This is a genomic window from Cryobacterium arcticum (genome assembly GCF_001679725.1).
In the GTDB taxonomy this organism is placed as follows: domain Bacteria; phylum Actinomycetota; class Actinomycetes; order Actinomycetales; family Microbacteriaceae; genus Cryobacterium; species Cryobacterium arcticum_A.
In genome coordinates, this window is sequence record NZ_CP016282.1 from 1,678,972 (window position 1) to 1,701,385 (window position 22,414).

At 69.7% G+C, this 22,414-nt stretch carries 20 protein-coding genes; 5 read left to right on the top strand and 15 right to left on the bottom strand.

Going from position 1 to position 22,414, the window contains the following annotated elements:
- Positions 1-7: 7 nt before the first annotated feature.
- From PA27867_RS07445 to glp, 6 genes are all read right to left on the bottom strand, one after another.
- Positions 8-2,839 carry a molybdopterin-dependent oxidoreductase gene (locus PA27867_RS07445; RefSeq protein WP_066594913.1) on the bottom strand — a complete coding sequence of 944 codons (2,832 nt, stop codon included), beginning with the start codon at positions 2,837-2,839 and terminating at the stop codon, positions 8-10.
- On the bottom strand, positions 2,836-3,741 hold the full coding sequence (locus tag PA27867_RS07450) for an FAD binding domain-containing protein (RefSeq protein WP_066594919.1): 906 nt from the start codon (positions 3,739-3,741) through the stop codon (positions 2,836-2,838). Before PA27867_RS07450 ends, PA27867_RS07445 begins: the two co-directional genes overlap by 4 nt.
- Before the next feature lie 352 nt (positions 3,742-4,093).
- Positions 4,094-4,549, bottom strand: coding sequence for a molybdenum cofactor biosynthesis protein MoaE (locus tag PA27867_RS07455; RefSeq protein ID WP_208857310.1), 456 nt, complete (start codon positions 4,547-4,549; stop codon positions 4,094-4,096).
- On the bottom strand, positions 4,539-5,150 hold the full coding sequence (locus PA27867_RS07460) for a MogA/MoaB family molybdenum cofactor biosynthesis protein (protein ID WP_066594922.1): 612 nt from the start codon (positions 5,148-5,150) through the stop codon (positions 4,539-4,541). The genes PA27867_RS07455 and PA27867_RS07460 overlap by 11 nt, the downstream gene beginning before the upstream one ends.
- On the bottom strand, positions 5,147-5,575 hold the full coding sequence (gene moaC / locus PA27867_RS07465; protein WP_236900905.1) for a cyclic pyranopterin monophosphate synthase MoaC: 429 nt from the start codon (positions 5,573-5,575) through the stop codon (positions 5,147-5,149). Before moaC ends, PA27867_RS07460 begins: the two co-directional genes overlap by 4 nt.
- A 136-nt stretch (positions 5,576-5,711) precedes the next feature.
- The gene (gene glp, locus PA27867_RS07470) at positions 5,712-7,004 is read right to left on the bottom strand and encodes a gephyrin-like molybdotransferase Glp (protein WP_066594923.1); all 1,293 of its coding nucleotides are present in this window, start codon (positions 7,002-7,004) and stop codon (positions 5,712-5,714) included.
- Between the two features lie 182 nt (positions 7,005-7,186).
- On the opposite strand from glp, the gene PA27867_RS07475 reads away from it, so the two are divergent.
- Positions 7,187-7,771, top strand: coding sequence for a dihydrofolate reductase family protein (locus PA27867_RS07475; RefSeq protein ID WP_066594925.1), 585 nt, complete (start codon positions 7,187-7,189; stop codon positions 7,769-7,771).
- 75 nt (positions 7,772-7,846) lie between these two features.
- Positions 7,847-8,086, top strand: a complete 240-nt coding sequence (locus tag PA27867_RS07480) for a MoaD/ThiS family protein (RefSeq protein WP_066594927.1) — start codon at positions 7,847-7,849, stop codon at positions 8,084-8,086.
- A gap of 38 nt (positions 8,087-8,124) precedes the next feature.
- Here PA27867_RS07480 and PA27867_RS07485 read toward each other — a convergent pair whose 3' ends face one another.
- Both PA27867_RS07485 and PA27867_RS07490 read right to left on the bottom strand, forming a co-directional pair.
- A complete protein-coding gene (locus PA27867_RS07485) occupies positions 8,125-9,966 on the bottom strand; it encodes an alkyl/aryl-sulfatase (RefSeq protein ID WP_084021390.1) in 1,842 nt (613 codons plus the stop codon).
- Positions 9,967-10,084: 118 nt separating this feature from the next.
- Positions 10,085-10,486, bottom strand: a complete 402-nt coding sequence (locus tag PA27867_RS07490; RefSeq protein ID WP_066594929.1) for a cupin domain-containing protein — start codon at positions 10,484-10,486, stop codon at positions 10,085-10,087.
- 235 nt (positions 10,487-10,721) lie between these two features.
- Here PA27867_RS07490 and PA27867_RS07495 point away from each other — a divergent pair, with 235 nt between their 5' ends.
- Positions 10,722-11,063 carry a carboxymuconolactone decarboxylase family protein gene (locus PA27867_RS07495; RefSeq protein WP_066594931.1) on the top strand — a complete coding sequence of 114 codons (342 nt, stop codon included), beginning with the start codon at positions 10,722-10,724 and terminating at the stop codon, positions 11,061-11,063.
- Between the two features lie 51 nt (positions 11,064-11,114).
- Here PA27867_RS07495 and PA27867_RS07500 read toward each other — a convergent pair whose 3' ends face one another.
- Entirely contained in the window at positions 11,115-12,413 is a 1,299-nt protein-coding gene (locus PA27867_RS07500; protein WP_066594933.1) for a ThiF family adenylyltransferase, read from the bottom strand.
- Between the two features lie 111 nt (positions 12,414-12,524).
- Here PA27867_RS07500 and PA27867_RS07505 point away from each other — a divergent pair, with 111 nt between their 5' ends.
- Both PA27867_RS07505 and sufU read left to right on the top strand, forming a co-directional pair.
- Positions 12,525-13,898 (top strand): aminotransferase class V-fold PLP-dependent enzyme, encoded by a 1,374-nt coding sequence (locus PA27867_RS07505; protein ID WP_084020846.1) that lies wholly within the window; start codon positions 12,525-12,527, stop codon positions 13,896-13,898.
- Positions 13,895-14,392 (top strand): Fe-S cluster assembly sulfur transfer protein SufU, encoded by a 498-nt coding sequence (sufU, locus tag PA27867_RS07510; RefSeq protein WP_066594934.1) that lies wholly within the window; start codon positions 13,895-13,897, stop codon positions 14,390-14,392. The genes PA27867_RS07505 and sufU overlap by 4 nt, the downstream gene beginning before the upstream one ends.
- Before the next feature lie 54 nt (positions 14,393-14,446).
- On the opposite strand, the gene PA27867_RS07515 is transcribed toward sufU, so the two are convergent.
- The 6 genes from PA27867_RS07515 to PA27867_RS07540 all read right to left on the bottom strand — a co-directional run bounded on the left by PA27867_RS07515 (position 14,447) and on the right by PA27867_RS07540 (position 22,152).
- On the bottom strand, positions 14,447-15,376 hold the full coding sequence (locus tag PA27867_RS07515) for an N-acetylglucosamine kinase (RefSeq protein WP_066594935.1): 930 nt from the start codon (positions 15,374-15,376) through the stop codon (positions 14,447-14,449).
- Positions 15,373-16,389 carry a glycoside hydrolase family 113 gene (locus PA27867_RS07520; RefSeq protein WP_420480692.1) on the bottom strand — a complete coding sequence of 339 codons (1,017 nt, stop codon included), beginning with the start codon at positions 16,387-16,389 and terminating at the stop codon, positions 15,373-15,375. Before PA27867_RS07520 ends, PA27867_RS07515 begins: the two co-directional genes overlap by 4 nt.
- Positions 16,386-18,929: a glycoside hydrolase family 2 protein gene (locus PA27867_RS07525; RefSeq protein WP_084020848.1), complete on the bottom strand. Its 2,544-nt coding sequence runs from the start codon at positions 18,927-18,929 to the stop codon at positions 16,386-16,388. Before PA27867_RS07525 ends, PA27867_RS07520 begins: the two co-directional genes overlap by 4 nt.
- Positions 18,930-18,977: 48 nt before the next feature.
- The gene (locus PA27867_RS07530) at positions 18,978-19,802 is read right to left on the bottom strand and encodes a carbohydrate ABC transporter permease (protein ID WP_066594938.1); all 825 of its coding nucleotides are present in this window, start codon (positions 19,800-19,802) and stop codon (positions 18,978-18,980) included.
- The gene (locus PA27867_RS07535; protein WP_236900871.1) at positions 19,799-20,761 is read right to left on the bottom strand and encodes a carbohydrate ABC transporter permease; all 963 of its coding nucleotides are present in this window, start codon (positions 20,759-20,761) and stop codon (positions 19,799-19,801) included. The genes PA27867_RS07530 and PA27867_RS07535 overlap by 4 nt, the downstream gene beginning before the upstream one ends.
- A gap of 98 nt (positions 20,762-20,859) precedes the next feature.
- On the bottom strand, positions 20,860-22,152 hold the full coding sequence (locus PA27867_RS07540) for an ABC transporter substrate-binding protein (protein ID WP_066594944.1): 1,293 nt from the start codon (positions 22,150-22,152) through the stop codon (positions 20,860-20,862).
- Positions 22,153-22,414 lie beyond the last annotated feature (262 nt).

Below are 22,414 nucleotides of genomic sequence, written 5' to 3' on the forward strand. Positions count from 1 at the left end.
TGCAGGCCTACCCCTGCAGGGCCGGGGCTTGGAGGGCAGCGCGGTTCACCAGACGCCACACCCTGTCGCGCGACATCGGGAGTTCGTACGAACGAATCCCGAGGGCGTCGCGCACGGCGTTGGCCAGGGCCGGCGCCACCGGGTTGTAGGGCGATTCGCTCATCGACTTGGCGCCGTACGGCCCGAGGTCGTCGGCGGTGTCGGCGAAGTACACCTCGGTGACGGGCAGATCGGCCAGCTGCGGCACGTGGTAGTTGCGCAGCACCCGGGTGGTCACGGTGCCGGCGCCGTCGAGGATGAGTTCCTCGAAGAGCGCGGTGCCGACGGCCTGGGCCACCCCGCCTTCGATCTGGCCGCGGCACTGCTCCGGGTTCATCACGAAGCCGGCATCCGCCGTCTGGATCGACTGCAGCATCCGCACCTCGCCGGTGTCCGTGTTCACGGCCACCCTGAAGGCGTGCACATTGAACGCCAGCGAGCGGTGGGCGCCGTCCTCCCGGCCGACGGCCGTGAGGCCGTCGGGCCCGGCCAGGTCGGTCAGGGGCACGAACAGGTCTGCAGCGCGGAGGCCCTCGGCCTCGAGCACGAACGCGTCGGCGGGGGCGCCGGTGCGTTCAGCGGCCAGGCCGCGCAGCCGGGCGGCCAGGGTGGTCGCTGCCCCGTGCACGGCCTTGCCGGCCACGACGACGCCGGCCGAGCCGAACGCCCCGGTGTCGTAGCCGGCGGCATCCGTGTCGGACTGCCGGATCTCTATCCGGTCCGGAGCTGTGTTCAGCACGGTCGAGGCGATCTGGGTGTGCACGGTGGTGGTGCCGTTGCCGAACTCGGCTGTGCCCACCCGCACGACGTAGCGCGCGTCGGCACCGAGCGTGATGGCCGCCTGGGAGTAGTGCCCACGCGGGGGAGTCGTCGCGATCATGGCGGAGGCCATGCCCTCGCCCACCCGCCAGGAGGCGCCGGTGGGCGCCGCCACACCATTGCCGCGAGCCAGGGCGGCCTGGGCCAGATCGAGGCACTGGTCGAGCCCGTAGCTGGCGAAGCCGATGTCGTCACCCTCCTCGTGAGTCACCACAAGTGGGTCGCCGGGGCGCACCGAGTTGATCCGGCGCAGGTCGAACGGGTTGATGTCCAGCTCGCGGGCGAGCTCGTCGAGGGCGCTCTCGATACCGTAGATCACCTGGCCGAGGCCGTACCCGCGGAAGGCGCCCGACGGCGGGTTGTTCGTGTAGACGGCCTGGGCATCCACCCGTTTGTTGGGCACGTTGTACAGCGCGACCGACTCGCTGGTGCCGTGGAACATGACGCCGGGAGCATGGTTGCCGTAGGAGCCGGTGTCGGAGAGCACCTCGATGGCCAGGGCCGTGAGCCGGCCGTCGCTGGTGGCGCCGAGGGTCACGCCGACCCGCATGGGGTGGCGGGCGGGAGAGGCTGCGAGTTCGTCGGTGCGGGTGAACTCGTACTGCACCGGACGGTTGGTCTTCAGCACGGCGAGGGTCACGACGTCCTCGGTGAGGATCTCCTGCTTGCCGCCGAACCCGCCGCCGACGCGGGCGGTGAAGACCCGCACGGCCTCGAGGTCGAGGTCGAAGATGCGGCTGATCTCCTTCTGCACGAGGAACGGCACCTGGGAGCTGGTGCGCAGCACGAGCCGGTTCTCCTCCAGCCAACCGATCGTGGCGTGGGTTTCCAGCTGGGTGTGGGCCACGCGCTGGGTCTGCCAGGTGCCGGTGACCACGGTGTCGGCGGCGGCGAGGCCCGCGGCGACGTCACCGTACTCGCCGTGCAGCTCGGCCACGAGGTTGCGGCCGGGGTCGGCGACCCGGCTGGTCGCGGCATCCTTGTCGCCGTGCACGAGCGGGGCGCCGGGGGCGAGGGCCTTGGCCGGGTCGAAGACCGCCGGCAGTTCCTCGTACTCCACCACGAGCAGTCGGCAGGCGTGTTCGGCGATCGCCACCGAGTCGGCGACCACGGCGGCGACGCGCTGACCGCGGTGCCGCATGACGGTGTCGAAGACCAGGCTGTCGTCGGGGTCGTCGAGCCGGCTCTCGTGCCGGGCGGAGGAGTAGAGGGTGCCGGGGTCGTCGGCGTGGCTGAGCACGGCGTGCACGCCGGGCAGGGCCAAGGCGGCGCTGTCATCGATGGAGCTGATGCGGGCGTGGGCGTGGGGGCTGCGCAACACGCTGAGGTGCAGCAGGCCGGGCACGGCCACGTCGAGGGTGTACGGCTCCTGACCGCTCACCACCCGGGCCGCGGCGGGCGCGCGCAACGACCCGCCGACCTGGCCGTCGGTGGCGGAGGTGCGGGGGGTGCGGGGCTTGGTGGTTCGCACCGGGCCGAGGCCGGTGACCGGCGCGGACGTGGGGTGGGCCGCATCCGCCGCGTGGTCGTGGTCGCAGGTGCCGTCGGCCGGGGTGTGCCGGTCGCGGATGGCGTCGTCGATGGCCCGATAGCCCGTGCAACGGCAGAGGTTGCCCTTGAGCAGGCGCGGCAGGTCGTGCAGCTGGTGGTCCTGGATGGTCGAGGCCGTCACGACCATGCCCGGCGTGCAGAAGCCGCACTGGAAGCCGGCGGCGTCGATGAAGCGCTGCTGGATCGGCGCGAGGTCGTCGGGGCCGCCGATGCCCGTGGCAGTGGTGACCTCCCGGCCCTCGGCCCGGTAGGCCGGGTAGATGCAGGAGTGCACCGGGGTGCCGTCGACGAGCACCGAGCAGGCGCCGCAGTCGCCCGTGTCACAGCCCTTCTTGACCTCGAAGTGCTCCTGCTCGCGCAGATAGGTACGCAGCACCTGGCCGGCCGCGGCCGGGGCGTCGAGCGGGACGCCGTTCACGCTGAGCTTCATGCGTGGCTCCCGTCCGGGGTGTTTGTGTCTGTGTCGGTCTCGAATGGGACGTCCGTGCGGATGCCGGTGTCGGTGGCCGGGGCGGGCCGGTCGGCCGGACCGGCCAGTTCCTGCCGGATCTCCTCACCGAGCAGCCCGCTCACGGCGCGGCGCCAGTCGGCGGCGCCGTGGGCATCGGTGAACCAGGCGTCGATGCCGGCGATGTCCGCGGCGAGCACGGCCGGGTCGGGTGGTTGCGGGTAGCGCAGCTGCACCGGGCGCACGGTGCCGCCCGTCACGGTGAGCACGAAGGCACCGTCGGCGTCGAGCCGGCCGATGAGCACGGCCCCGGAGCGGCCGAGCGGTGACAGCGCGATCTTGCGGTAGGCGGTGCGGGCGGCCAGCGCCGCAGTCGGCACGTGGATCGAGCGCAGCACGTCGCCGGGGGCGAGCACGTTGGTGGTGTTGCCGGTGACGAAGTCGAGGGCGGGCATCCACTCGTCGCTGCCGTCGGCGCGCCAGATCAGCACCTGGGCGTCGAGCGCGGCGGTGAGGCAGATCATCGGGCCGGCCGGTAGCGAGGTGCAGAGGTTGCCGCCGACGGTGGCGACGTTCCAGACCTTGAACGACCCGAACAGGGCCGTGCAGGCCTGGTGGAAGACCGGGTGGGCGGTCCAGCCGGGCTCGGCGGGCATGCGGGAGAGGTCGGCGAGCGTGCAGGTGGCGGCGATCTCCAGACCCTCGTGCGTGACGGTGAGGGGCGGCCAGCCCATGGTCTGCAGGTCGACGAGGCCGGTGAGGTGGATGCGCGGGTCGGCGAAGAGTTCGGAGCCGCCCGCCAGCGGGACGACGGACGGACCCAGCATGGCCAGGTCCGACCGGGTGCGGGCCGGAGTGATGGTCGCAACGGTGGTCAGGTCCATCGGTGCCTCCTCTGTGCGAGATGCCCTGCGCGAGCCGCTCTCTGCGAGCGGCCCCTGGGGAGCCGGTCGGTGAGAGCGTGTCGGTGCGAGCTTGTTTGTGCGGGATGCGGGCATCCGGTGTTCGGTATCGCCTCGGGGCAGCACCGTACGGCTCCCGTTTCGGGTGCCGACACCCCTAGTCAAGCGCAGCTTTGTGTCGGAAATGTTAACCGCGCCAGTGCCGCCCAGCGAATGCCCAGTTTTGCGGCGTGATCGGCACCGAACTGTGCCCCGGCCGGACAAGTGCACCCCCGGTGCGCCGGCACCACTTGTCCGCTTCGGCAACAGGTGCGACCGGCCCGGGACGGCGGGGTCAGCCGAGAGCGGCGACCCACTCGGTGCTGCCGTCGGTGAAGCCCTGTTCCTTCCAGATCGGCACCCGGGTCTTGATCTCGTCGACCAGGGCCGCGCAGGCGGCGAAGGCAGCTGCACGGTGAGCGGAGGCCACCGCGCAAGCCAGCGCGATGTCGCCGATGCCGAGGTCGCCCACCCGGTGGGCGGCCGCGATCCGGCAGCCGGGGTGGGCCAGGGCCACGTCCCGCACGACCTCGGCGAGCACGGCCTCGGCGCTCGGATGCGCGCTGTAACGCAACCAGGTGACGCCGCGGTCCTCGTCGTGGTTGCGCACCACGCCCGCGAACGAGACGACGGCGCCGGCGGCCTTGTCGGCCACGGCCGCCGTGCACTCCTCCACGGTGATGGGGGTCTCGTCCACGCGGGCGAACAGCACGGTTCCCGGAGCCAGGGCGTCTGGGGTGTCAGCGGTCATGGTGGGGGTCCTTCGTCAGTGGTGCTGCGGGTGTTGCTGCGGGCGGCGCACCGCCGGCGATAATCCGGGTGTCGTGGTCCAGCCCGGCCACCTGGTCGAGCAGGTGGTCGAGAATGTCGGCGAGCACGCCCAGGCCGTCGCGCACCCCGCCCGTTGAGCCGGGCAGGTTGATCACCACGGTACGGCCGCGCGCGATGCCGGCGTGACCGCGGGACAGCAGGGCCAGTGGCGTGGACGCCGCACCGCGGCGGCGCAGTTCCTCCATGATCCCGGGCAGCTCCCGGTCCAGCAGCGGCAGTGTCTGCTCGGGGGTCCGGTCGGTGGGGCTCACCCCGGTGCCGCCCGTTGTGATGACCAGGTCGAGGCCGGCCTCGATGGCGGCGGCCAGGGCGTCGCCAACGGGCTCACCGTCCACCACGACGGCGCGCTCGAGCACCAGCCAGCCCCGGTCCTGCAGCCAGGCGTCGATGACCGGGCCGGTGCGATCGGTGTACACCCCCGTGGCCGCCCGGGTCGACGCCACGACCACCTGCGCGGTCCGCCGCACTATGGCGCTCCCGCCGGAACTCCCGGCCGGCTCTGGTGTGGTGTCCGGGGTCATTCGAGGCTCCAGTCGCCGCTCTTGCCGCCGGACTTGGCCAACACCCGGATGTCGGTGATGACGGCGTGCTTGTCGACGGCCTTGATCATGTCGTAGAGGGTGAGGGCGGCCACCGACACGCTGGTCAGCGCTTCCATCTCCACGCCGGTGACCCCGGTGGTCTTCACCGTCGCGGTGATGACGACCCTGTCCAGACCCGGCTCGAAGTCGATGGTCGCGCCCGAGATCGGCAGCGGATGGCACAACGGGATCAGCGCCGAGGTCTGCTTGGCGCCCATGATGCCCGCCACCCGGGCCACGGCGAGAGCCTCACCCTTGGGGAGCGTGCCCGCCACCACGAGGTCGATCACGTCCGGCCGGGTGATGAGGGTGGCCGTGGCCGTGGCGCGCCGCTTGGTGACGGGCTTGTCCGTCACATCCACCATCAGGGCCGCGCCGTCGGCGCGCACATGGCTGAGCCGGGGCGGTGTCTCGCCGGCCGGGCTCGCGGCCTCGCTCGTCCCGGTGACACCGTCGGTGTTGCCATCCGTGTTGTCCCCGGTGGCGGAGAGGGACGTGCTGTCAGTCATCGATACTCCAATAGTTCACGGGCTCTCCCGCGGCGGCCGTGTCCAGCCCGACGGGAAGGTGCACCAGCACGGTCGCTGCCGCGTAGGAATGAAGGAGGTGCGAACTCGGACCGCCCACCAGCTCGAGCGTTCCGTCCGGCCGCAGGATGCCGCGGCGCAGCTGGTGCTTGCCGGCCGGCGATTCCACCGCGGTCGCCAGCGGCGCGCGCAGCAGGGCCCGCTCGGGCCGGGGCAGGCCGGCCAGGGCGCGCAGCAGGGGGCGCAGGAAGACCTCGAACGAGATGAGGGCGCTCACCGGGTTGCCGGGGAAGGAGACCACGGGCACCGGGGCGGCGGCATCGCCGTCCGCAGTACTCGGGCGGGCGATCTCGCCGAGCCCCTGCGGGCCACCGGGCTGCATTGCCACGTGCAGGAACTCGACGCCGAGCGGGCCGAGCGCATCGCGCACCACCTCGCGGGCACCGGCGCTCACACCGCCCACGGTGACGATCAGGTCCACCTTTGGTGCCGCCGTCAGGAGCGCGAGCAGGTCGGCGGCATCGTCCGACGGGCAGGGCCGCGCGACCACTGTGCAGCCGGCATCGTGCAGGGCCTGGGTCAGGATCACGCTGTTGGAATCGTAGATCTGCCCGGCGGCGAGCGGCTCGCCGGCCGCACGGATCTCGTGGCCGGTGGCGATGAGCAGCACCCGGATGCGCTGGAGCACGGTGATCTCGGTCACCCCGGTGCCCGCGAGAACACCGAGCTGCGCGGGCCCGAGGTGGCTGCCGGCCGGCAGCAGCAGGTCCCCGGCGGCCACATCGCTCCCGGCGGGCCGCACGAAGGTGCCGTGGGTCACGGGCGCAGCGAACGACACCGTGCCCGTCGTCGTCGTCGGAGGCAGGAAGCGTGGCGGGTCGGCCTGTTCGATCGGCACGACCGCATCCGCGCCGGGCGGAATCGGCGCACCCGTCATGATGGGCGCGGCGGTTCCGGCCTGCAGCGCGGTGCCGGTGTCTCCGGCGGCGATGCGATCGGCGACGCGGAGAGCCACGGGGGTGCCGGTGGCGGCCGCCGTGAGATCGCCGGAGCGAACGGCGTAGCCGTCCATCTGCGAGTTGTCGAAGGGCGGCAGCGACACCGGCGAGGCCACGGCGGCGGCGAGGGTGCGGGCGCGAAAACCGTCGGGGTCGGCGGCGAGCCGCTCGCTCGAGAGAGTCAGGGTCTCCACGGACCGGGTCTGGAACAGCGGTGCGAGAAGCGTCGCCACGGCCTCGCGATGCTGCTCGATCCTGCGCGCGCTCATGTCACCATCCTGCCGCACCCGGGGCGGATGACGGCATCCGTGGCCGTGCCCCATTGAAGCGACCTGGACCCCCGGCGTATTCTGCTTCGGACGCGTGGCGCTGGGCGGCCGGGCCGAAGGTGCCGGCGGCCCCGCAGGGAAGGGCAAGCCAGGAAGGGCAAGCCGGGAAGGGCAGGCAGGGCATGGGGCGATTGGTGGTGCAGGAGTTCGTGACCGTCGACGGGTTCGCGGCGAACTCCGCCGGCGAGTTCACGGCCTATGAGCTGCTCGAGGGCGGCACCGCCGAATTCGACCGCAGCCAGACGGAGTGGCTGGCCGGCGTGGAGACCATGGTCCTCGGCGCCACCACCTATCGCATGTTCGCCGCCTATTGGCCCACGCCGGCGGCCGAGGGAGAGGTCATCACCGGTCCGCTCAACGCACTCCGCCGCCACGTGTTCTCCCGCAGTCTCGGCCACGCGCCCTGGGGCGACCTGCCCGCCGCCACCCTCGAATCCGGGGATGCGGTCGACGCCATCCGCCGGATCAAGGCCGAAACCACGGGCAGTGTCGTGCTGTGGGGGAGCCTCGCCCTCAGCCGGGCCTTCTTCGCCGCGGGCGAGGTCGACGAGGTGAGGCTCGTGGTGATGCCCGTCGTGATCGGCTCCGGGCGTGGGGTCTTCCCAGCCGACATCGACCCAACGGTGCTCGATCTCACGAGCGCCCAGGTGTTCGACACCGGCCTTGTCGAGCTGGTCTACCTGCTGCGGCCCGCTCGGGAGTGGTGACCCGTCGTAGGCTGGAGCTACGGAAGTGAACAGGCCGGGGACACTCCACCCGACCACGACGAAGGGTCCATCAGCATGCAGGTGCAGGTTCGATACTACGCCGCCGCCAAGGCGGCCACGGGCGTGGCCGAGGAAACCCGCCGGCTGCCCGCCGGGGCCACGATCGGCGCTTTCCTCGACGACCTGGGCAGCACCTCTCCCGCGGTGTTCGCGCGCTGTTCCTTCATCGTGAACGGCGTGGCCACCACGGACCGGGCCCGGGTGCTCGACGACGGCGACCGGCTGGACGTACTACCGCCCTTCGCCGGCGGCTGAGGCGCGCCCGCACCGACGGGCCCGCCCCGACCGGCCTGTTACGGAGTGACGACCGCGAAAGAGGGATCCGGGGCGTCGAGCAGGGCGAACAACCGCGACAGCACCCCGGTGTCACCCGTCATGTCGACCCCGCTGAACGAGCCGCTGGCCACCGCCTGAGCAAGCCGGGTGCGGCTGATGCGCACGTTGAGGTCCGCGGCGCGGGGTTTCTGCATCGGATAGTGCACCAGGGCACCGTGGCTCAGCTCAAGGCGATAGAGGTCGCGGGTGTCGGTGATCACCCAATTGATGGCGAAGCTCTCGTTCCAGGCTCGTGGCCCGACCACCCGGATCGCCAGGGTGTCGAAGAGCTGGGTCACCGTGAGGGCGCTGAGCAGCCCGCCCGCGCTGATGTCGTTCCGGCCGACTCCGTAACGCAGCTCGTTGGCGCCGGTGAGGAAGACATTCCGCCAGGTGGCGTTCTCCGCGCCGAGGCCCAACCGCTCAAGTCCGGTCGCCAGGAGTTCCCGGGCCGCGCCGTCGCCGGGGTCGGCGAAAACGGCGTGGCTGGCCAGCTCTACGGCGAAGCGCAGGTCGCCGGCCTCGAGATACCGGCGGGCGTGCTCGAGCGTGGCCGCCACACCGCCCATCACCTCGACGTACCGGCTGGCGGCGGCGGTAGGCGGATGCTGCCACAGGTGGGCCGGGTTGCCGTCGTACCAGCCGAGGTAGCGCTGGTAGATCGCCTTGACGTTGTGGTTCACCGAACCGTAGTACCCCCGGGTGTGCCAGAGCGTGGCGAGGCTGGGCGGCAACTCGAAGTCCTCGGCGATCTCGATTCCGGTGAGCCCCTGGTTCATCAGCCGCACGGTCTGATCGTGCAGGTAGGCGTACAGGTCACGCTGTTCGCCGAGGAAGTCGATGATCTCCCGGGTGCCCCAGGTCGGCCAGTGGTGCGAGGCGAACTCGACATCCGACCGGTGCCCGAACAATTCGATGGCCTCGCCGATGTACCGCGACCACATGCGCGGGTCACGCACCTGGGCGCCGCGCAGGGTGAGCAGGTTGTGCAGGGTGTGGGTGGCGTTCTCGGCCATGCAGAGCGCGCGGTGGTCGGGGAAGTACAGGTTCATCTCCGACGGGCACTCGGTGCCTGGGGTGAGCTGGAAGACGATCCGCACCCCGTCGAGCACCTCCTCCTGACCGGTCTGCGTGATCTCGATGGTGGGCACCAACAGTCCGATGGTGCCCGTTGAGGCCCCGGGCCCCAGGCCGATGCCCACCCGGCCCGACGCGCTGCGGGCCAGCGGATGACCGTCGTAGTAGTAGCCGCGGCGGAACATGGCCGTGCCGGCGTAGACGTTCTCGGACACGGCGTTGTCGAGGAAGTGCTCAGGGGCGACCACGGGGATCGCGGAGTCCGGCTCGGCCACTCCGAGCACACCGCCGAAGTGGTCGACGTGCGCGTGGGTGTAGACGATGGCGGTGACCGGACGGTCGCCGCGGTGCTGGCGGTACAGGTCGAGCGCTGCTGCGGCGGTCTCGGCCGAGATGAGGGGGTCGATCACGATCACCCCGCGCTCGCCCTCGACGAAGGTCACATTCGAGAGGTCGAATCCCCGCACCTGGTAGATGCCCTCTGTCACCTCGTAGAGGCCGTGTTTGGCGGTGAGGGCACTCTGGCGCCAGAGGCTGTCGTTGACGCTCTCCGAACCCTCGCCGGCCAGGAACGCCAGGCTGTCCATCTCCCAGACCACGCGTCCGTCATCCGCGCGGATGACCAGGGGGTCGATGCTCCCGAGGAACCCTCGGTCCGACGCCACGTCATCGGCCGTGCGTGCCCTGCCGGGATGAACCGGGATGCTGCCCGTCGTGCCGTCTCGTGTGCCGCCATCGTCCATGATGACCACCTCCATCGCTGCGGTCAGGGCTCGGTCGAGTCCCGCTGCGCACACCATAACCGGATGGGCTCGCAGGCACAGTGGGCGTGATGAGGATGGATCGACCAGCCGCGGACGGTTACCTCCCCGCGTAGTCCTCGTCGGTGATGTGCTCGAGCCAGACGGTGGTCGTGACGGGATCGTCGGCGGATTCCAGCATGGCAATGTGCTCCATGAAGCTGTCCTGCGAGGCAGCGTGGAAGTGTTCTTCGCCAGGCGGGGTGTAGAGCGTCTGGCCGGGATAGACCTCGATGATGTTCCCGTCGCGGGTGCCGAAGCGGGCTACGCCCTGAGTGACCCTGAGGTACTGGCCGCGCCCATGGGAATGCCAGGCCGTGCGTGCGCCGGGGGCGAAGCGCACGACCGCGACGGTCATCCGCTGGTCGTCCGTGTGCGGGGTTGCGACAAAGTCCAGCCACACGTCACCGGCGAATTGAGCAGCCGGATTCTTGACGGTCGGTGTGCGGGGTTCGATCTGCATGATGGTTCTCCTCGATGGTGCCCGTGTGGTTCCGGCGCTGCCGAAGACGCCCGGTCGGGTCTGCCCGGGTCGGCCGAGGTCGACGCTAGGGCAACCGGGGCCGAGGAGGAACACCCTGTCAGTACCTCGTCCAGCAGGGTCTCCCTGAGCGGCCGGCGATGCGGTGTGCTGGTGCTGGGCGCGTGCAACACACGCGACGCCGCACGACGCAGTCACGACAGCCGAAGGAACCACAATGACAGACAGCAGTACCAGCCCTCACCGCACGCAGGTCGGCGGCGGACGCCGAGCCTTGGGTGCCTTCTCGCCCAAGCTGGCCGCACTCACCGACGACATCCTCTTCGCGGATGTCTGGAATAGGCCGGAGCTGTCCCCGCGTGATCGCAGTCTGATCACGGTCGCCGTGCTCACCGCCGGCGGCGACACCGAGCAGCTTGCGTTCCACCTCGACCACGCCGTGAAGAACGGGGTCACCAGGGATGAACTCATCGAGGCCATCACGCACGTGGCGTTCTACGCCGGCTGGCCCAAGGGCATGGCCGCGATGAACGTCGCCCAGCGCGTCTTCGGGGACTGATCGACCGGCCGACGAGCAGCGCCGCACGGGGAGCCTGATAGTCGTCGCTGATCAGTACCGCGGCTTGCCGGGTTCGATCCGGCGCACCCAGTCGTCGATGCCGCCCGCGAGGTGGGTCACATCCGACCAGCCGTTGTCGAGCAGTACGCCGCGGGCGTACTCGGAGCGGGTACCGTGGTGGCAGTACAGGATGACGCGCGAATCGGGGTCGAGCACCTGCCGGGCACTCTCGGTGAGCAGCTGCGCCATCGGCACCAGCGCCGACCCGTCGATCGCGACGATGTCGCGCTCCCACGGCTCACGGATGTCGACGAGCACGAAGTCGGCGGTACCGGCCGCGCGATCGGCGAGCAGGGCGGCCAGCTCCTCCGAGTCGATCTCTTCTGGTGTTCCTGAGCCCGGACCGGGCTCGGCGGCGGCGGCGGCGGGGTGGGCGTGGGTAGGAACCTGGCTGTGGCTGGTGTCCCTGGTCACGGCTTCAACGGGAACGGTTTCCGGGGGTAGGGCTTCCGCCGGTGCGGTTTCCCGGGGCGCGGTGTCGGAGGACGGCACCGCTGCCGCTGCGGCCGCTTCCGCTTCGGCCGGCACTGAGCCCGAATACGGCACCTCGCGCCAGGAGGCATCCAGGCCGTCGTGCACGAGCAGCCGACCGAACAGCGGTTCGCCGAAGCCGACGATGAGCTTGAGGGTCTCGGTGGCCATCATGGCGCCGATGCTCGCGCACACCGAGCCGAGCACACCGGCCATCGCGCAGGTCTCGGCCTCGTCGGGGCCGGGGGTGCTGGGGAAGAGGTCCTCCAACCGGGTGCCTCCCCGGGGGCCGTCGACCCAGAAGGTAGTGACGAGTCCGTCGAAGCGCAGGACCGAACCCCAGACATAGGGCTTGTGCAGCCGGGCCGCCGCGTCGTGCGCGAGATGGCGGGTGGCGAAGTTGTCGGTGCCGTCGACCACGATGTCGTAGTCGTCCACGAGCTCCTGCACATTGGCCGCCGTGAGCCGGGTCTGGTGCGCCACGACCTCGATCAACGGGTTGTGTGCGCGCAGGGCGGCGGCGGCGGCCTCGGCCTTGGGCTGGGCGAGGTCGGCCATGGAGTAGATCGTCTGGCGGTGCAGATTGGACACCTCGACGCTGTCGGAGTCGACGATGCCGATCGTGCCCACCCCGGCCGCGGCCAGCGCCGTGAGCACGGGGGAGCCGAGACCACCCGCACCGATCATGAGCACCCGGGCGACGGCGAGGCGCCGCTGGCCGAGGTCGCCGACCTGGTCGAGGGAGAGCTGACGGGCGTAACGCCGGCGCTGGTCGGGGGTGAGCGGCGGCCCCGGGGAAACAAGGGGAGCGTGCGGCATGGCGGGCCTTTCTGCTGGGTTCCAGCCTAAGCCTCGCAGGCGACGGCCCGGCCGCCTGAGCGGATGCCGCGCACCCTGCCACCCGGCAGCGGGGGAACGGTACCCTGGAGTATGACGTTCGTTGCACCCCCGGCTTCCTCGCGTGACCAGACTCCCCCTACCGGCACGGCCGGCGCGGACAAACTCGGGGCCGCCAAACTCGTCGCCGACACCCTCAGCGCCGACGAGGTCCTGCGCATCCGCAACGACTTCCCGGTGCTGAACCAGCAGGTCAACGGGCATCCGCTCAACTATCTCGACTCCGGCGCCACCTCGCAGAACCCGATCAGCGTGATGGAGGCCGAGCAGGAGTACTACGAACAACGCAACGCCGCCGTGCACCGCGGCGCGCACACCCTGGCGTTCGCCGCCACCGAGGTGTTCGAGGCCGCCCGCGCCACCGTCGCCGCGTTCGTGGGCGCCCGGGAGAACGAGATCGTCTGGACCTCCAACGCCACCGAGGGCGTCAACCTGGTCTCCTACTCCTTCTCCAACGCGTCCCTCGGGCTGGGCGGCCCCGCCGCGGCCCGGTTCCGGCTGGGTGCCGGCGACGAGATCGTCGTCACCGAGATGGAACACCACTCCAACCTCATCCCGTGGCAGCAGCTGGCGCTGCGCACCGGCGCCACCCTGCGGTTCATCCCGGTGCTGGACGACGGCACCCTCGACCTGGCCGCCGCCGCCGAGATCGTCAACCCCCGCACCCGGCTGCTGGCCGTCACCCACGCGTCCAACGTGGTGGGCACCATCAACCCGATCGAGGACCTCGTCGCCCTCGCCCACGGTGTCGACGCGCTGGTGTTCCTCGACGCCTGCCAGTCCGTGCCGCACCTGGCCATCGACCTGGCCGCCCTCGACGTGGACTTCGCCGTGTTCTCCGGGCACAAGATGCTCGGCCCCACCGGCATCGGCGTGCTCTACGGCAAGGCCGAACTCCTGGCCGCGATGCCGCCGTTCCTCACCGGTGGGTCGATGATCACCACGGTCGACCTGCAGACCGCCGAGTTCCTCGCGCCGCCGCAGAGGTTCGAGGCGGGCACCCAGCGCATCTCCCAGGCCATCGCCCTGGCCGCGGCCGTGGACTACCTCGCGCACACCGGGATGGACCGGATCCGCACCCGGGAGGCCGAGCTCGGCCGCCGGCTCGTGGAGGGCGTGACGGCCATCCCCGGCGTGCGCCTGCTCGGCCCCGGCCTCGGCGTGGAGCGCATCGGCCTGGCCGCCGTGGACGTCGCCGGCGTCCACGCGCACGACGTGGGCCAGTTCCTCGACGAGGCCGGCATCGCCGTGCGGGTGGGCCACCACTGCGCCCAGCCGCTGCACCGCCGGCTCGGCGTCACCGCGTCCACCCGGGCCAGCACCTACCTGTACACGACCGACGACGAGGTCGACCAGTTCCTGGCCGTGCTCGCCGAGGTCGCCCCGTTCTTCGGAGTCACCCGATGACCTCCTCCGCCATGCAGCAGCTGTACCAGCAGATCATCCTCGACCACGCCAAGTCGGCGCACGGCTCCGTCACCGAGCTGCCGGCACTCGACGCCGACGCGGCCACCGGCGCATCCGGCACCGGCGTGCGCCTGGCCCAGTCGCACCAGGTGAACACCACCTGCGGCGACGAGGTGACCGTGCGCGTCGCCCTGTCTGGCAACGGTGCGGATGCCCGGATCGACGGCTTCACCTGGCGCGGAGCGGGCTGCTCGATCTCGATGTCCTCGGCATCCGTGCTGCACGACACCGTTCTGAACACCAGCGTCGCCGAGGCCGAGGCCATGCTCGACCTCTTCCGGGAGATGCTGCGTTCGCGCGGCACCATCGAACCCGACGAAGAGGTCATGGGCGACGCCGCGGCCTTCGCCGGGGTCTCCAAGTACCCGGCCAGGGTCAAGTGCGCCATGCTGCCGTGGGTGGCATTCGAGGCCGCCCTGCTCCAGCTGCGCTAGCACCCATCCTCCGGGTCGACCGCCCCTCAGCCGCCCGTGCCCTGGACCGGGCGGTCAGGCGATCGAGGTGGCCAGGCGGTCGCGCAGGGCGCTGGTGGGAGCCAGCCGCGGCAGGTACTCCGCACCGTCGAGCGCGTTGGCGCCGGGCGGACGGATGTCCACCTGCGGCCAGATGCTCCGCAGGCCCCGTTCGAACCGGACCGCGATCTCCGGGGTGCGCAGCACCCCGCCGATCCCGCACACCACGGGCGCGGGGCGGTCGGCCTGGCCGACCCGACGCAGCCCGGTGGCGGCGGAGAGCACCAGCTCGGCAGCGGCGTCGTCGCAGATGCGCGCGGCAACGGCATCCGTCGAAGCCAGCTCGGTGACCCGGCGGGAGTAGGCGGCGATGCGGCTGACCCGCAGCGGATCGGCCTGCAGGTCGAGGTAAGCCATCTCGATGTTGGGAAAGTCGTGCCGCATCACGGCGCTCAACGCCGTGGCCGGCCCGCGCCCGTCGTACGCGCGCATCACGGCATCCAGAGCCGCCCGGCCGATCCAGTAGCCGCTGCCGGCGTCGCCGATCAGGTTGCCCCAGCCGTCGATCCTGGCCACCTCCGTCGAACCCACGGCCAGGGTGACGACGCCGGTGCCCGCGGCGACCACCACTCCGAGCTCGTCGCCGAGGGCGCCGAGGTAGCTGGTGACGGAGTCATGCGCGAGGAACACCTCGTGAACCCCGTGGCTCGCGCCCGCTGCGCGCAGCTCGGCCGGGTCGGTCTCGGCCTTCGAGAAGCCCGAGATGCCCGCGCTGACGGTGAAGATCGGTTCGTCCGTCGTCGAGGCGACCTGGGCGACGACGTCGCCGAGCTGCGGGATCAGGGCGCTGTCGGTGCGGATGCCGCCGAACTGGAACTGGACGGCCTCACCGGTTGCGCTGTGCAGCCGGGCCCGGATACCGGTCTGTCCGGCGTCGATGGTGAGGGAGCTGACGGGGGCGCTCATGGGTGGTCCGTTCTTACAGCTGGTGCGGGTGGTGTGAGGGCCCGGTACTTCCGGGCCAGGAACGCCGCGGCCGGTTTGCCGTAGATACAGTAGTCGTCATTCTGCGCCGCGGTGTCTGCCGGGTACAGGGTGGCGGGCCAGTCCCAGAGCATGAAGCCGCGCATCCATTCTCGCCGATCGGTGGCGGCGAACATGTCCTCGTAGTAGCGCAGCTGCTCGGCGCCCGACGGTTCACCGGGCAGGGACCAGTCGTTCGGCTTGGCGGGGGAGCCGGTGCGGCTCGGGCACCCCGCCTCCATGAAGAAAAACGGCTTGCCGCTGGCGGTGACCACCCGCTCGATCCGGTCCAGCTCCGTCTCCCAGGTTCCGATCGGGTAGTAGCCGCTGGACGTGATGACGTCCACGGCGTCCCACCAGGTGACGTGGTCCTCCTGGAACTTGTCGCAGTTGTAGGTCACCAGGCCGCTGTACACCTCGCGCACCAGTGCGATCAGGGCGCGCCAGCGGGCGTCCTGGCCGTCGGCGCGCACCATCTCGCAGCCGATGCAGAGCATCTCGGCGCCCTCTTCCTCGGCCAGGCGGGCGGCGTGCAGGATGAACGCCGTGTACGACCGGAACCATTCTGTCCAGCCCGGCTCACCGGGAACCTCCCAGTCGAAGAAGCCGATGTAGGCGCGCCAGGTGCCGTCGGCACAGTTCACCACGGGCTTCAGGCAGACCCGCAGCCCGTGGGACTTCGCCTCTCGGATGGCCCAGCGCACCTCGTCGTCGGTGACTGTGGGCGCCTCGCCGAACGGGATCTCCTCCGACTGGGCGGTGTCCTGGAGAGCCGCGTAGGCCACCGCTGTCCAGTTGACGCCGAGGTCGGCCATGCGCCGCATCGAGTCGGCGGCCGCATCGGTCGCCCATTCCCCGCGCACGCCGGTCCAGCCCCAGGTCATGCCGCAGACCGGCTGGGCCAACGCGGCGCCGGCCAAGACGGATGCGGAGGCGCCGGCGGACCTGACCGTCACGGCCGCACCAGCTGGTTGGTGCTGCGCAGCACGGTCGGGGCGGCGAAGGCCGCGGGGTCCACGTCGAGTACCGAGTCGATCGTGAAGAGCACGCTCTCGCCGGGTAGGAGGGTGACGAGCATGTCGTCCACGAGCGCATCGGGGTCGACGGTGTCCACCAGCAGGGCCAGGTCACGGGTGAGGGAGGCCGCGGTGACCCGCACGGTGTACCCGGTCGTGGTGCGCTCGGCCAGCACGTCCGGAGCGGAGTCCGAAAGCGCGCTGTCGCGGGCCTCGGCGAAGAACCAGTGCCCCCGGACGCCGCCGAGTTCGGCGCGGAGGAGCTCCGCTGCCGCATCCGTTGTCGCGGACACGGATGCGGGCAGCGGCACGGTCGCGTTCGACCGCGCCGGCAGAGTGACCTGCTCGGCGTGCTCGGCCAGGACAACGCCCGCGTCTGTGTACCGCCGCACCCGGAGCTCGCCGCTCCAGGGCTCGGCGGAGTCGTTGACCGCGATGACGGCCAGGCCGTCGCCCCGGGGCTGCACCGTGATCAGCCGGTCGGCGTAGGCGTGCTTGATCGCGTAGAGCAGCGGCTTCGGCCGGCCGTAGCCGTCGACTGCGGCCCAGGAGGTGGCGGGCCAGCAGTCGTTGAGCTGCCAGACGATGCTGCCCATGCAGTGCGGGGCCAGGGAACGGAAGTGCTCGATGGCCGTGCTGATCGCGGTGGCCTGGTTCAGCGACATCGCCCAGTGCCAGGCGCCGATCTCGTTCGGCAGCGGCAGGTGCGGCAGCAGGCCGTCGGTGAGCTTGACGTTGCCCTCCATGGCCTTCTGGTGCACGAGCATGCCGGGCGACTCCGGGGTGAGCGGATCGTCGTGGATCGACTCGGTGAGCGTCGACCACGTGGGCGGTCCCTGCCAGCCGAACTCGGCGACGAAGCGGGGCGCGTAATCGCGGTAGTCGGGGTAGTCGCGCTGGTTCCAGAGGTCCCAGATGTGCATGGTGCCGTGCTCGGGGTCGTTAGGGTGCAGGTCGTTCCGGACGCTCCCGGCGACGGGCGAGAACGGGCTGCCGGGCGTGTAGCCGATGTGCGGCGCGAGCTCGGCGACGATCGCGGGGAACACGTCGTAGTAGAAGCCTGCGCCCCAGGTCTTGCCGTCCAGGCGCAGCTTCCAGTTCCACTCCTCGAACCCCCAGAGGTTCTCGTTGTTGCCGTTGAGCACGACGAGCGACGGATGCGCGGCCAGCCGGGCGACGTTCTCCCGGGCCTCGGCCTCGATCTCGTCGCCGAGCGGCGCCTCCTCGGCGTAGGCGGCGCAGGCCAGCAGGAAGTCCTGCCAGGTGAGCAGGCCCTTCTCGTCGCAGAGGTCGTAGAAGTCGTCGCTCTCGAAGATGCCGCCGCCCCAGACCCGGATCAGGTTGATATTGGCGAACTGGGCCTGCTCGAGGCGCCGCTGATAGCGCGCCCGGTCGATCCGGTGCGGGAAGGCGTCGTCGGGGATCCAGTTGGCGCCCCGCACGAAGACGCTCTGGCCGTTGATCACCAGGGTGAACGGGGTGCCCGCGTCGTCGGGGATGGTGTCGAATTCCACGGTGCGAAAGCCCACGCGGGTGTGGGACCGGTCGAGTTCGTGGGCCGTGTCGGCGTCGTGCAGGGTGACGACGACGTCGTAGAGCGGGTGCTCGCCGTACCCGGTCGGCCACCACAGGTCGACCTCGGGGACCTCGAGGGTCACCGTGGCGCTGGTGGCGCCCGCTGCGAGTTCGAGCGTGCGGCTGACCCCGGCGACGGAGGCGGTGACGGTCACCGGCGCATCCGTGGCCCGGCTAATGACCACGTGCACATCGACGGTTCCGGCGCTGTGGCTAGAGGTGTCTCCGGCCGTGCTCTGCACTGTGGTGGTCTGAACGGTGGCGATGGGTCGCACGGCGTGCAGGCGGGCCGTCGACCAGCTCACCAGGGTCACCGGCTTCCACAGGCCGGAGGTGGAGGTGTCGATGCCCCAGTCCCAGCCGAAGCTGCAGGCCATCTTGCGGATGGCGTTGTACGGGTGGTGGTTGACGTGCGGGCGGTACCCGAGTTCTAGGCTGGCGGCGTCAGCGGCCTTGATGGGGGAGCGGAACACGACCACGAGTTCGTTGAGGCCGGCCTTGAGCCTGGAACCCACGTCGAAGGTGTAGCTGCGGTGCATATTGCGGGTGGTGCCGAGCAGGACCCCGTTGAGCTCGATCTCGGCGATGGTGTCCAGGCCGGCGAAGACCAGTTCAGAGCGGTCGGCCCCGGCCGGGTTCCAGACGAAGGTGGTGCTGTAGCGCCAGTCGGTCAGGCCGATCCAGGAGAGGAGCTGCTCGTTGCCGTCGAGGTAGGGATCGGGGATGAGCTCGGCGGCCAGCAGGTCGGTGTGCACCGAGCCGGGCACGGTGGCCGGCACTGTGAGCCGGCGGAGGTGCGCCGGCGCCGGCCCGGCCAGGGCCGTGAGGCTCCAGTCGGTGTCGAGCAGTCGGACGACTGGGGTGCGGGTGGGCAGTGACGAGATCGGCATGGTGTTTCCAGACATAGCGTGAGTGCGTGGTCGTGTGTCAGTGATGCGGAGGGGGAGCGGTGGTTACTTGGTGGCGCCGGAGGTGACGCCGTTGTAGATGAAGCGCTGCAGGAACAGGAAGATGATCAGGGTGGGCACGATGACGATCATGATGCCGGCCGCGATGATTTCCCACTGTGCGCCGTATGGGCCCTGGAAACGGAACAGCGAGGTGCTGATCACGGCGAGGTCCTGCGCGGGCATGTAGAGGTAGGGGATATAGAACTCGTTGTAGACGGCGATGCCCTTGATGATCACGACGGTAGCGATGGCCGGTCCGAGCAGAGGCAGGATGATGCGCCAGTAGACGCCGAGTCGGCTCGCGCCGTCGAGCATGGCTGCCTCGTCGAGGGAGCGCGGGATCGACTGCATGAACTGGATGAAGATGTAGATCGAGACGATGTCGGTGCCCATGAAGAGGATGATCGCGGCGCCGTGGGTGTTGACCAGGTGGAAGAAATTGACGACCTGGTAGGTCGCGACCTGGGTGGTGACGGCGGGCACCAGGGTGGCGATCAGGAACAGGCCGAAGACCAGCTTCTTGAACCTGAACTCGAACCTGTCGAGCACATAGGCGGCCATGGTGCCGATCAGGATGGTGCCGCTGACCGAGACCACCGCGATGATCGTGGTGTTCAGGAAGCCGAGCATCATGCGGCCGTCGACGAACGCGGTGGCGAAGTTGGCGAAATTGAACCAGTTCGACGGCGGGATCAGGGGACCGGTGGCGGCGTACTCCACATTGGTCTTGAGCGAGGCGAACAGGATGACCACGATGGGCACGAGCGCGACGAGGGAACCGATGATCAGGGAGACGTACTTTCCCGTCGTTCCGAGGTAACGCATCATGAGGCCAGGGTCACTTTCTCGTCGGGCACGAGCTTGCGCTGCAGCCAGGTGACCAGCAGCACGATGATGAGCAGGATGACGGCCATGGCCGAGGCCAGGCCCACCTTGCGGTAGACGAACGCGGTCTGGATGGTCTGGATGACGAAGGTCATGCTGCCGTTGGTGCCGCCCGTGATGATGTACGGCAGCTCGAACGCCGAGAGGCTGCCCGCGATGGCGAGGATGAAGGACAGGCTGATGATGCGCTTGATGCCCGGGGCGATGATGTAGCGGAACTGCTGCCACTTGTTGGCGCCGTCCAACTCGGCGGCTTCGTAGAGCTCGCCGGGGATGGACTGGATGGCGCCGAGGAAGAGCACGAAGTTGAGGCCGATGTAACGCCAGATGGCGACGCCGGCGAGGGAGTAGTTGACCACATCCGGGTTGCCCAGCCACTGGGTGGACAGCTCGCCGAGCCCCACGAATCCGAGCACGGCGTCGAGGGTTCCGCCAGGGCGGAAGAAGAACAGGAAGATGAACGCGATGGCGACGGCGTTGATCAGGTAGGGAAAGAACAGGATGCCCTTGAACATGTTGCGGAAGCGGGTCTTGAAGCTCAGCAGGGTGGCGAAGTACAGCGCCAGGGCCATCTGCAGGAACGACGCACCGAAGTAGTACAGGCTGACCACGAAGACCTGCCAGTACTTGGGATCGGTGAAGATCTTGACGAAGTTGTTCAGCCCCACGACGTCCTTGGTCTTGTCCAGGCCGTCCCAGGAAGTGAAGCTGTACCAGATCATGTTGCCCACCGGGATGTAGGTGAACGTGATCAGGAGGGCCAGCGGGATGGCCAGGAACAGCCACGGCATGACGATGGAATCCTTGCGCGTGCCGTTGGCGCTGATGGTCGTGCGGACGAAGCGTTGCGAGAACCTGCGGAACAGGTCGGGCATTTTCGCCGGGGCCAGTTGCTGGGACACCGAGCGTCCTTTCTCTTGCTTGTGGGTGCCGGCGGTCGGCCGGGTGGGACCCGGCCGACCGCCGGCTTCGAGCCGGACTGCGTAATGGTGCGGTGAGGCTAGCCCTCGACGGAGGCCTTGGCCGCGGCCCAGGCTTTGTTCAGCGCGTCGAACTGGGAGGCCTTGTCGCCGTCGGCGGCACCGCGGGCGATGTCGACGATCTTCTGGCGGTAGATCTGGCCCCAGAGGTCGATCTCGCTCTCGCTCAGGATGTCGTTCTCCCAGGTGGCCTTGTCGGCCGGCACCGGGGTGAGCTCGAGGTACTCGACGCCGCTGGCCGTGAAGTCGGTCAGCGAGTCGGGGTCGGGACCGTCGACGACGGGGGAGAGCCCGCCCTGGTCTGCCGCATAACCGGACTCGTTGGCGAACCAGTCGATCCAGGCACGGGCGGTGGCCTTGTTCTTCGAGTTGATGCTGATGGCGTTCTTGTAGTCGCCGCCGATGGTGGAGTAGGTCTGGCCGTCGACCGCGCTGGGGAACGCCATGTAGCCGATGTCGTCGGCGCTGCCGCCGGCGGTCACCGCCGCGTCCTGCATCTGGGTGATGGCCCAGGAGCCGAGGACCATGGAAGCGATCTTGCCGCTGCCGAGCCCGGCCTTGGACGATTCCCAGTCGGTGGTGGTGGGGTCGTCTTCGCTCAGGCCCTGCGCGACGATGTCGTAGAGCAGGCCGTCGGCGATCTCGTGGTACTCGCCCTTCTTCCAGGGCGAGTCGGTGTCGACGAGGGTGATGGAGGCGTCCTTGTCGCCGGTGGCGGCGCGGTTGCCCTCCCACTGGCTCAGCGGCCAGCCGTCGGCGTAGTTGGTGTAGTACGGCGTGGCGTCGGTGGTGTCCTTGATGAGCTTGAGGTCGGTGAGGAACTCGTCGGGCGTTGTGGGCAGCTCAGTGATCCCGGCGTCGGCCCAGACGTTCTTGTTGTAGATGACGCCCTGGGCGTTGCCGGTGATCGCGACGCCGTAGGCCAGGTCGTCGTACGCCATCTCCTGCACGAAGCGATAGCTCTTGCCGAGCTCCTCGACGGAGCCGAGCGGCTCGAAGAACTGCGCGAGCTGAACCTTGGTGACGGTGTTGGGGATGAGCAGGACGTCGCCGTAGCTACCCGAGGACAACCGGGTGGAGACGTCGGTCTCGTAGTCCTTGATGGCCTCGAACTTGACGGAAGTACCCGGGTAGGCCTTTTCGAATTGCGCGGCGTAGTCCTTGAAGACGGTGTCGACGATGTCGGTGCGCTGGGTGAGGACGGTGATCTCGCCGGTGACGGCGCCGTCGTCCGCAGGGGCTGACCCGGAGCATCCGGCGAGTAGTGCGGTGGCCGCCAAGGCGGCCACGGAAAGGATGAGCTTCTTTGCCATCTGTTTCTCCTAATCGGTATCACCATTGACCCGTTGAGACACGACCGCGACTTCCCGCCCGTGGACCTCTGGTGTTGCTGTTGGGCCTCATGCTAGGCCCGGATTCGACGGCACGTCAAACACAAATGTCAACGTTGTCCGTTCCTGTCTCCTCCACGATGTAGGCCCGGAAATCCCTGTAATAGCGGGCAACTCGACGCGTTCATGCACATTTTCTCATTGCCAATGTCTGCAAAATGTCCTACGTTGACATAGCGGCATT

What these genes read in the sequence shown, in the direction of transcription:
- PA27867_RS07445 (WP_066594913.1), bottom strand. Translation starts at nt 2,839, where the DNA reads ATGAAGCTCAGCGTGAACGGCGTCCCGCTCGACGCCCCGGCCGCGGCC.
- PA27867_RS07450 (WP_066594919.1), bottom strand. Translation starts at nt 3,741, where the DNA reads ATGGACCTGACCACCGTTGCGACCATCACTCCGGCCCGCACCCGGTCG.
- PA27867_RS07455 (WP_208857310.1), bottom strand. Translation starts at nt 4,549, where the DNA reads ATGACCGCTGACACCCCAGACGCCCTGGCTCCGGGAACCGTGCTGTTC.
- PA27867_RS07460 (WP_066594922.1), bottom strand. Translation starts at nt 5,150, where the DNA reads ATGACCCCGGACACCACACCAGAGCCGGCCGGGAGTTCCGGCGGGAGC.
- moaC (WP_236900905.1), bottom strand. Translation starts at nt 5,575, where the DNA reads ATGGTGGATGTGACGGACAAGCCCGTCACCAAGCGGCGCGCCACGGCC.
- glp (WP_066594923.1), bottom strand. Translation starts at nt 7,004, where the DNA reads ATGAGCGCGCGCAGGATCGAGCAGCATCGCGAGGCCGTGGCGACGCTT.
- PA27867_RS07475 (WP_066594925.1), top strand. Translation starts at nt 7,187, where the DNA reads ATGGGGCGATTGGTGGTGCAGGAGTTCGTGACCGTCGACGGGTTCGCG.
- PA27867_RS07480 (WP_066594927.1), top strand. Translation starts at nt 7,847, where the DNA reads ATGCAGGTGCAGGTTCGATACTACGCCGCCGCCAAGGCGGCCACGGGC.
- PA27867_RS07485 (WP_084021390.1), bottom strand. Translation starts at nt 9,966, where the DNA reads ATGGACGATGGCGGCACACGAGACGGCACGACGGGCAGCATCCCGGTT.
- PA27867_RS07490 (WP_066594929.1), bottom strand. Translation starts at nt 10,486, where the DNA reads ATGCAGATCGAACCCCGCACACCGACCGTCAAGAATCCGGCTGCTCAA.
- PA27867_RS07495 (WP_066594931.1), top strand. Translation starts at nt 10,722, where the DNA reads ATGACAGACAGCAGTACCAGCCCTCACCGCACGCAGGTCGGCGGCGGA.
- PA27867_RS07500 (WP_066594933.1), bottom strand. Translation starts at nt 12,413, where the DNA reads ATGCCGCACGCTCCCCTTGTTTCCCCGGGGCCGCCGCTCACCCCCGAC.
- PA27867_RS07505 (WP_084020846.1), top strand. Translation starts at nt 12,525, where the DNA reads ATGACGTTCGTTGCACCCCCGGCTTCCTCGCGTGACCAGACTCCCCCT.
- sufU (WP_066594934.1), top strand. Translation starts at nt 13,895, where the DNA reads ATGACCTCCTCCGCCATGCAGCAGCTGTACCAGCAGATCATCCTCGAC.
- PA27867_RS07515 (WP_066594935.1), bottom strand. Translation starts at nt 15,376, where the DNA reads ATGAGCGCCCCCGTCAGCTCCCTCACCATCGACGCCGGACAGACCGGT.
- PA27867_RS07525 (WP_084020848.1), bottom strand. Translation starts at nt 18,929, where the DNA reads ATGTCTGGAAACACCATGCCGATCTCGTCACTGCCCACCCGCACCCCA.
- PA27867_RS07530 (WP_066594938.1), bottom strand. Translation starts at nt 19,802, where the DNA reads ATGATGCGTTACCTCGGAACGACGGGAAAGTACGTCTCCCTGATCATC.
- PA27867_RS07540 (WP_066594944.1), bottom strand. Translation starts at nt 22,152, where the DNA reads ATGGCAAAGAAGCTCATCCTTTCCGTGGCCGCCTTGGCGGCCACCGCA.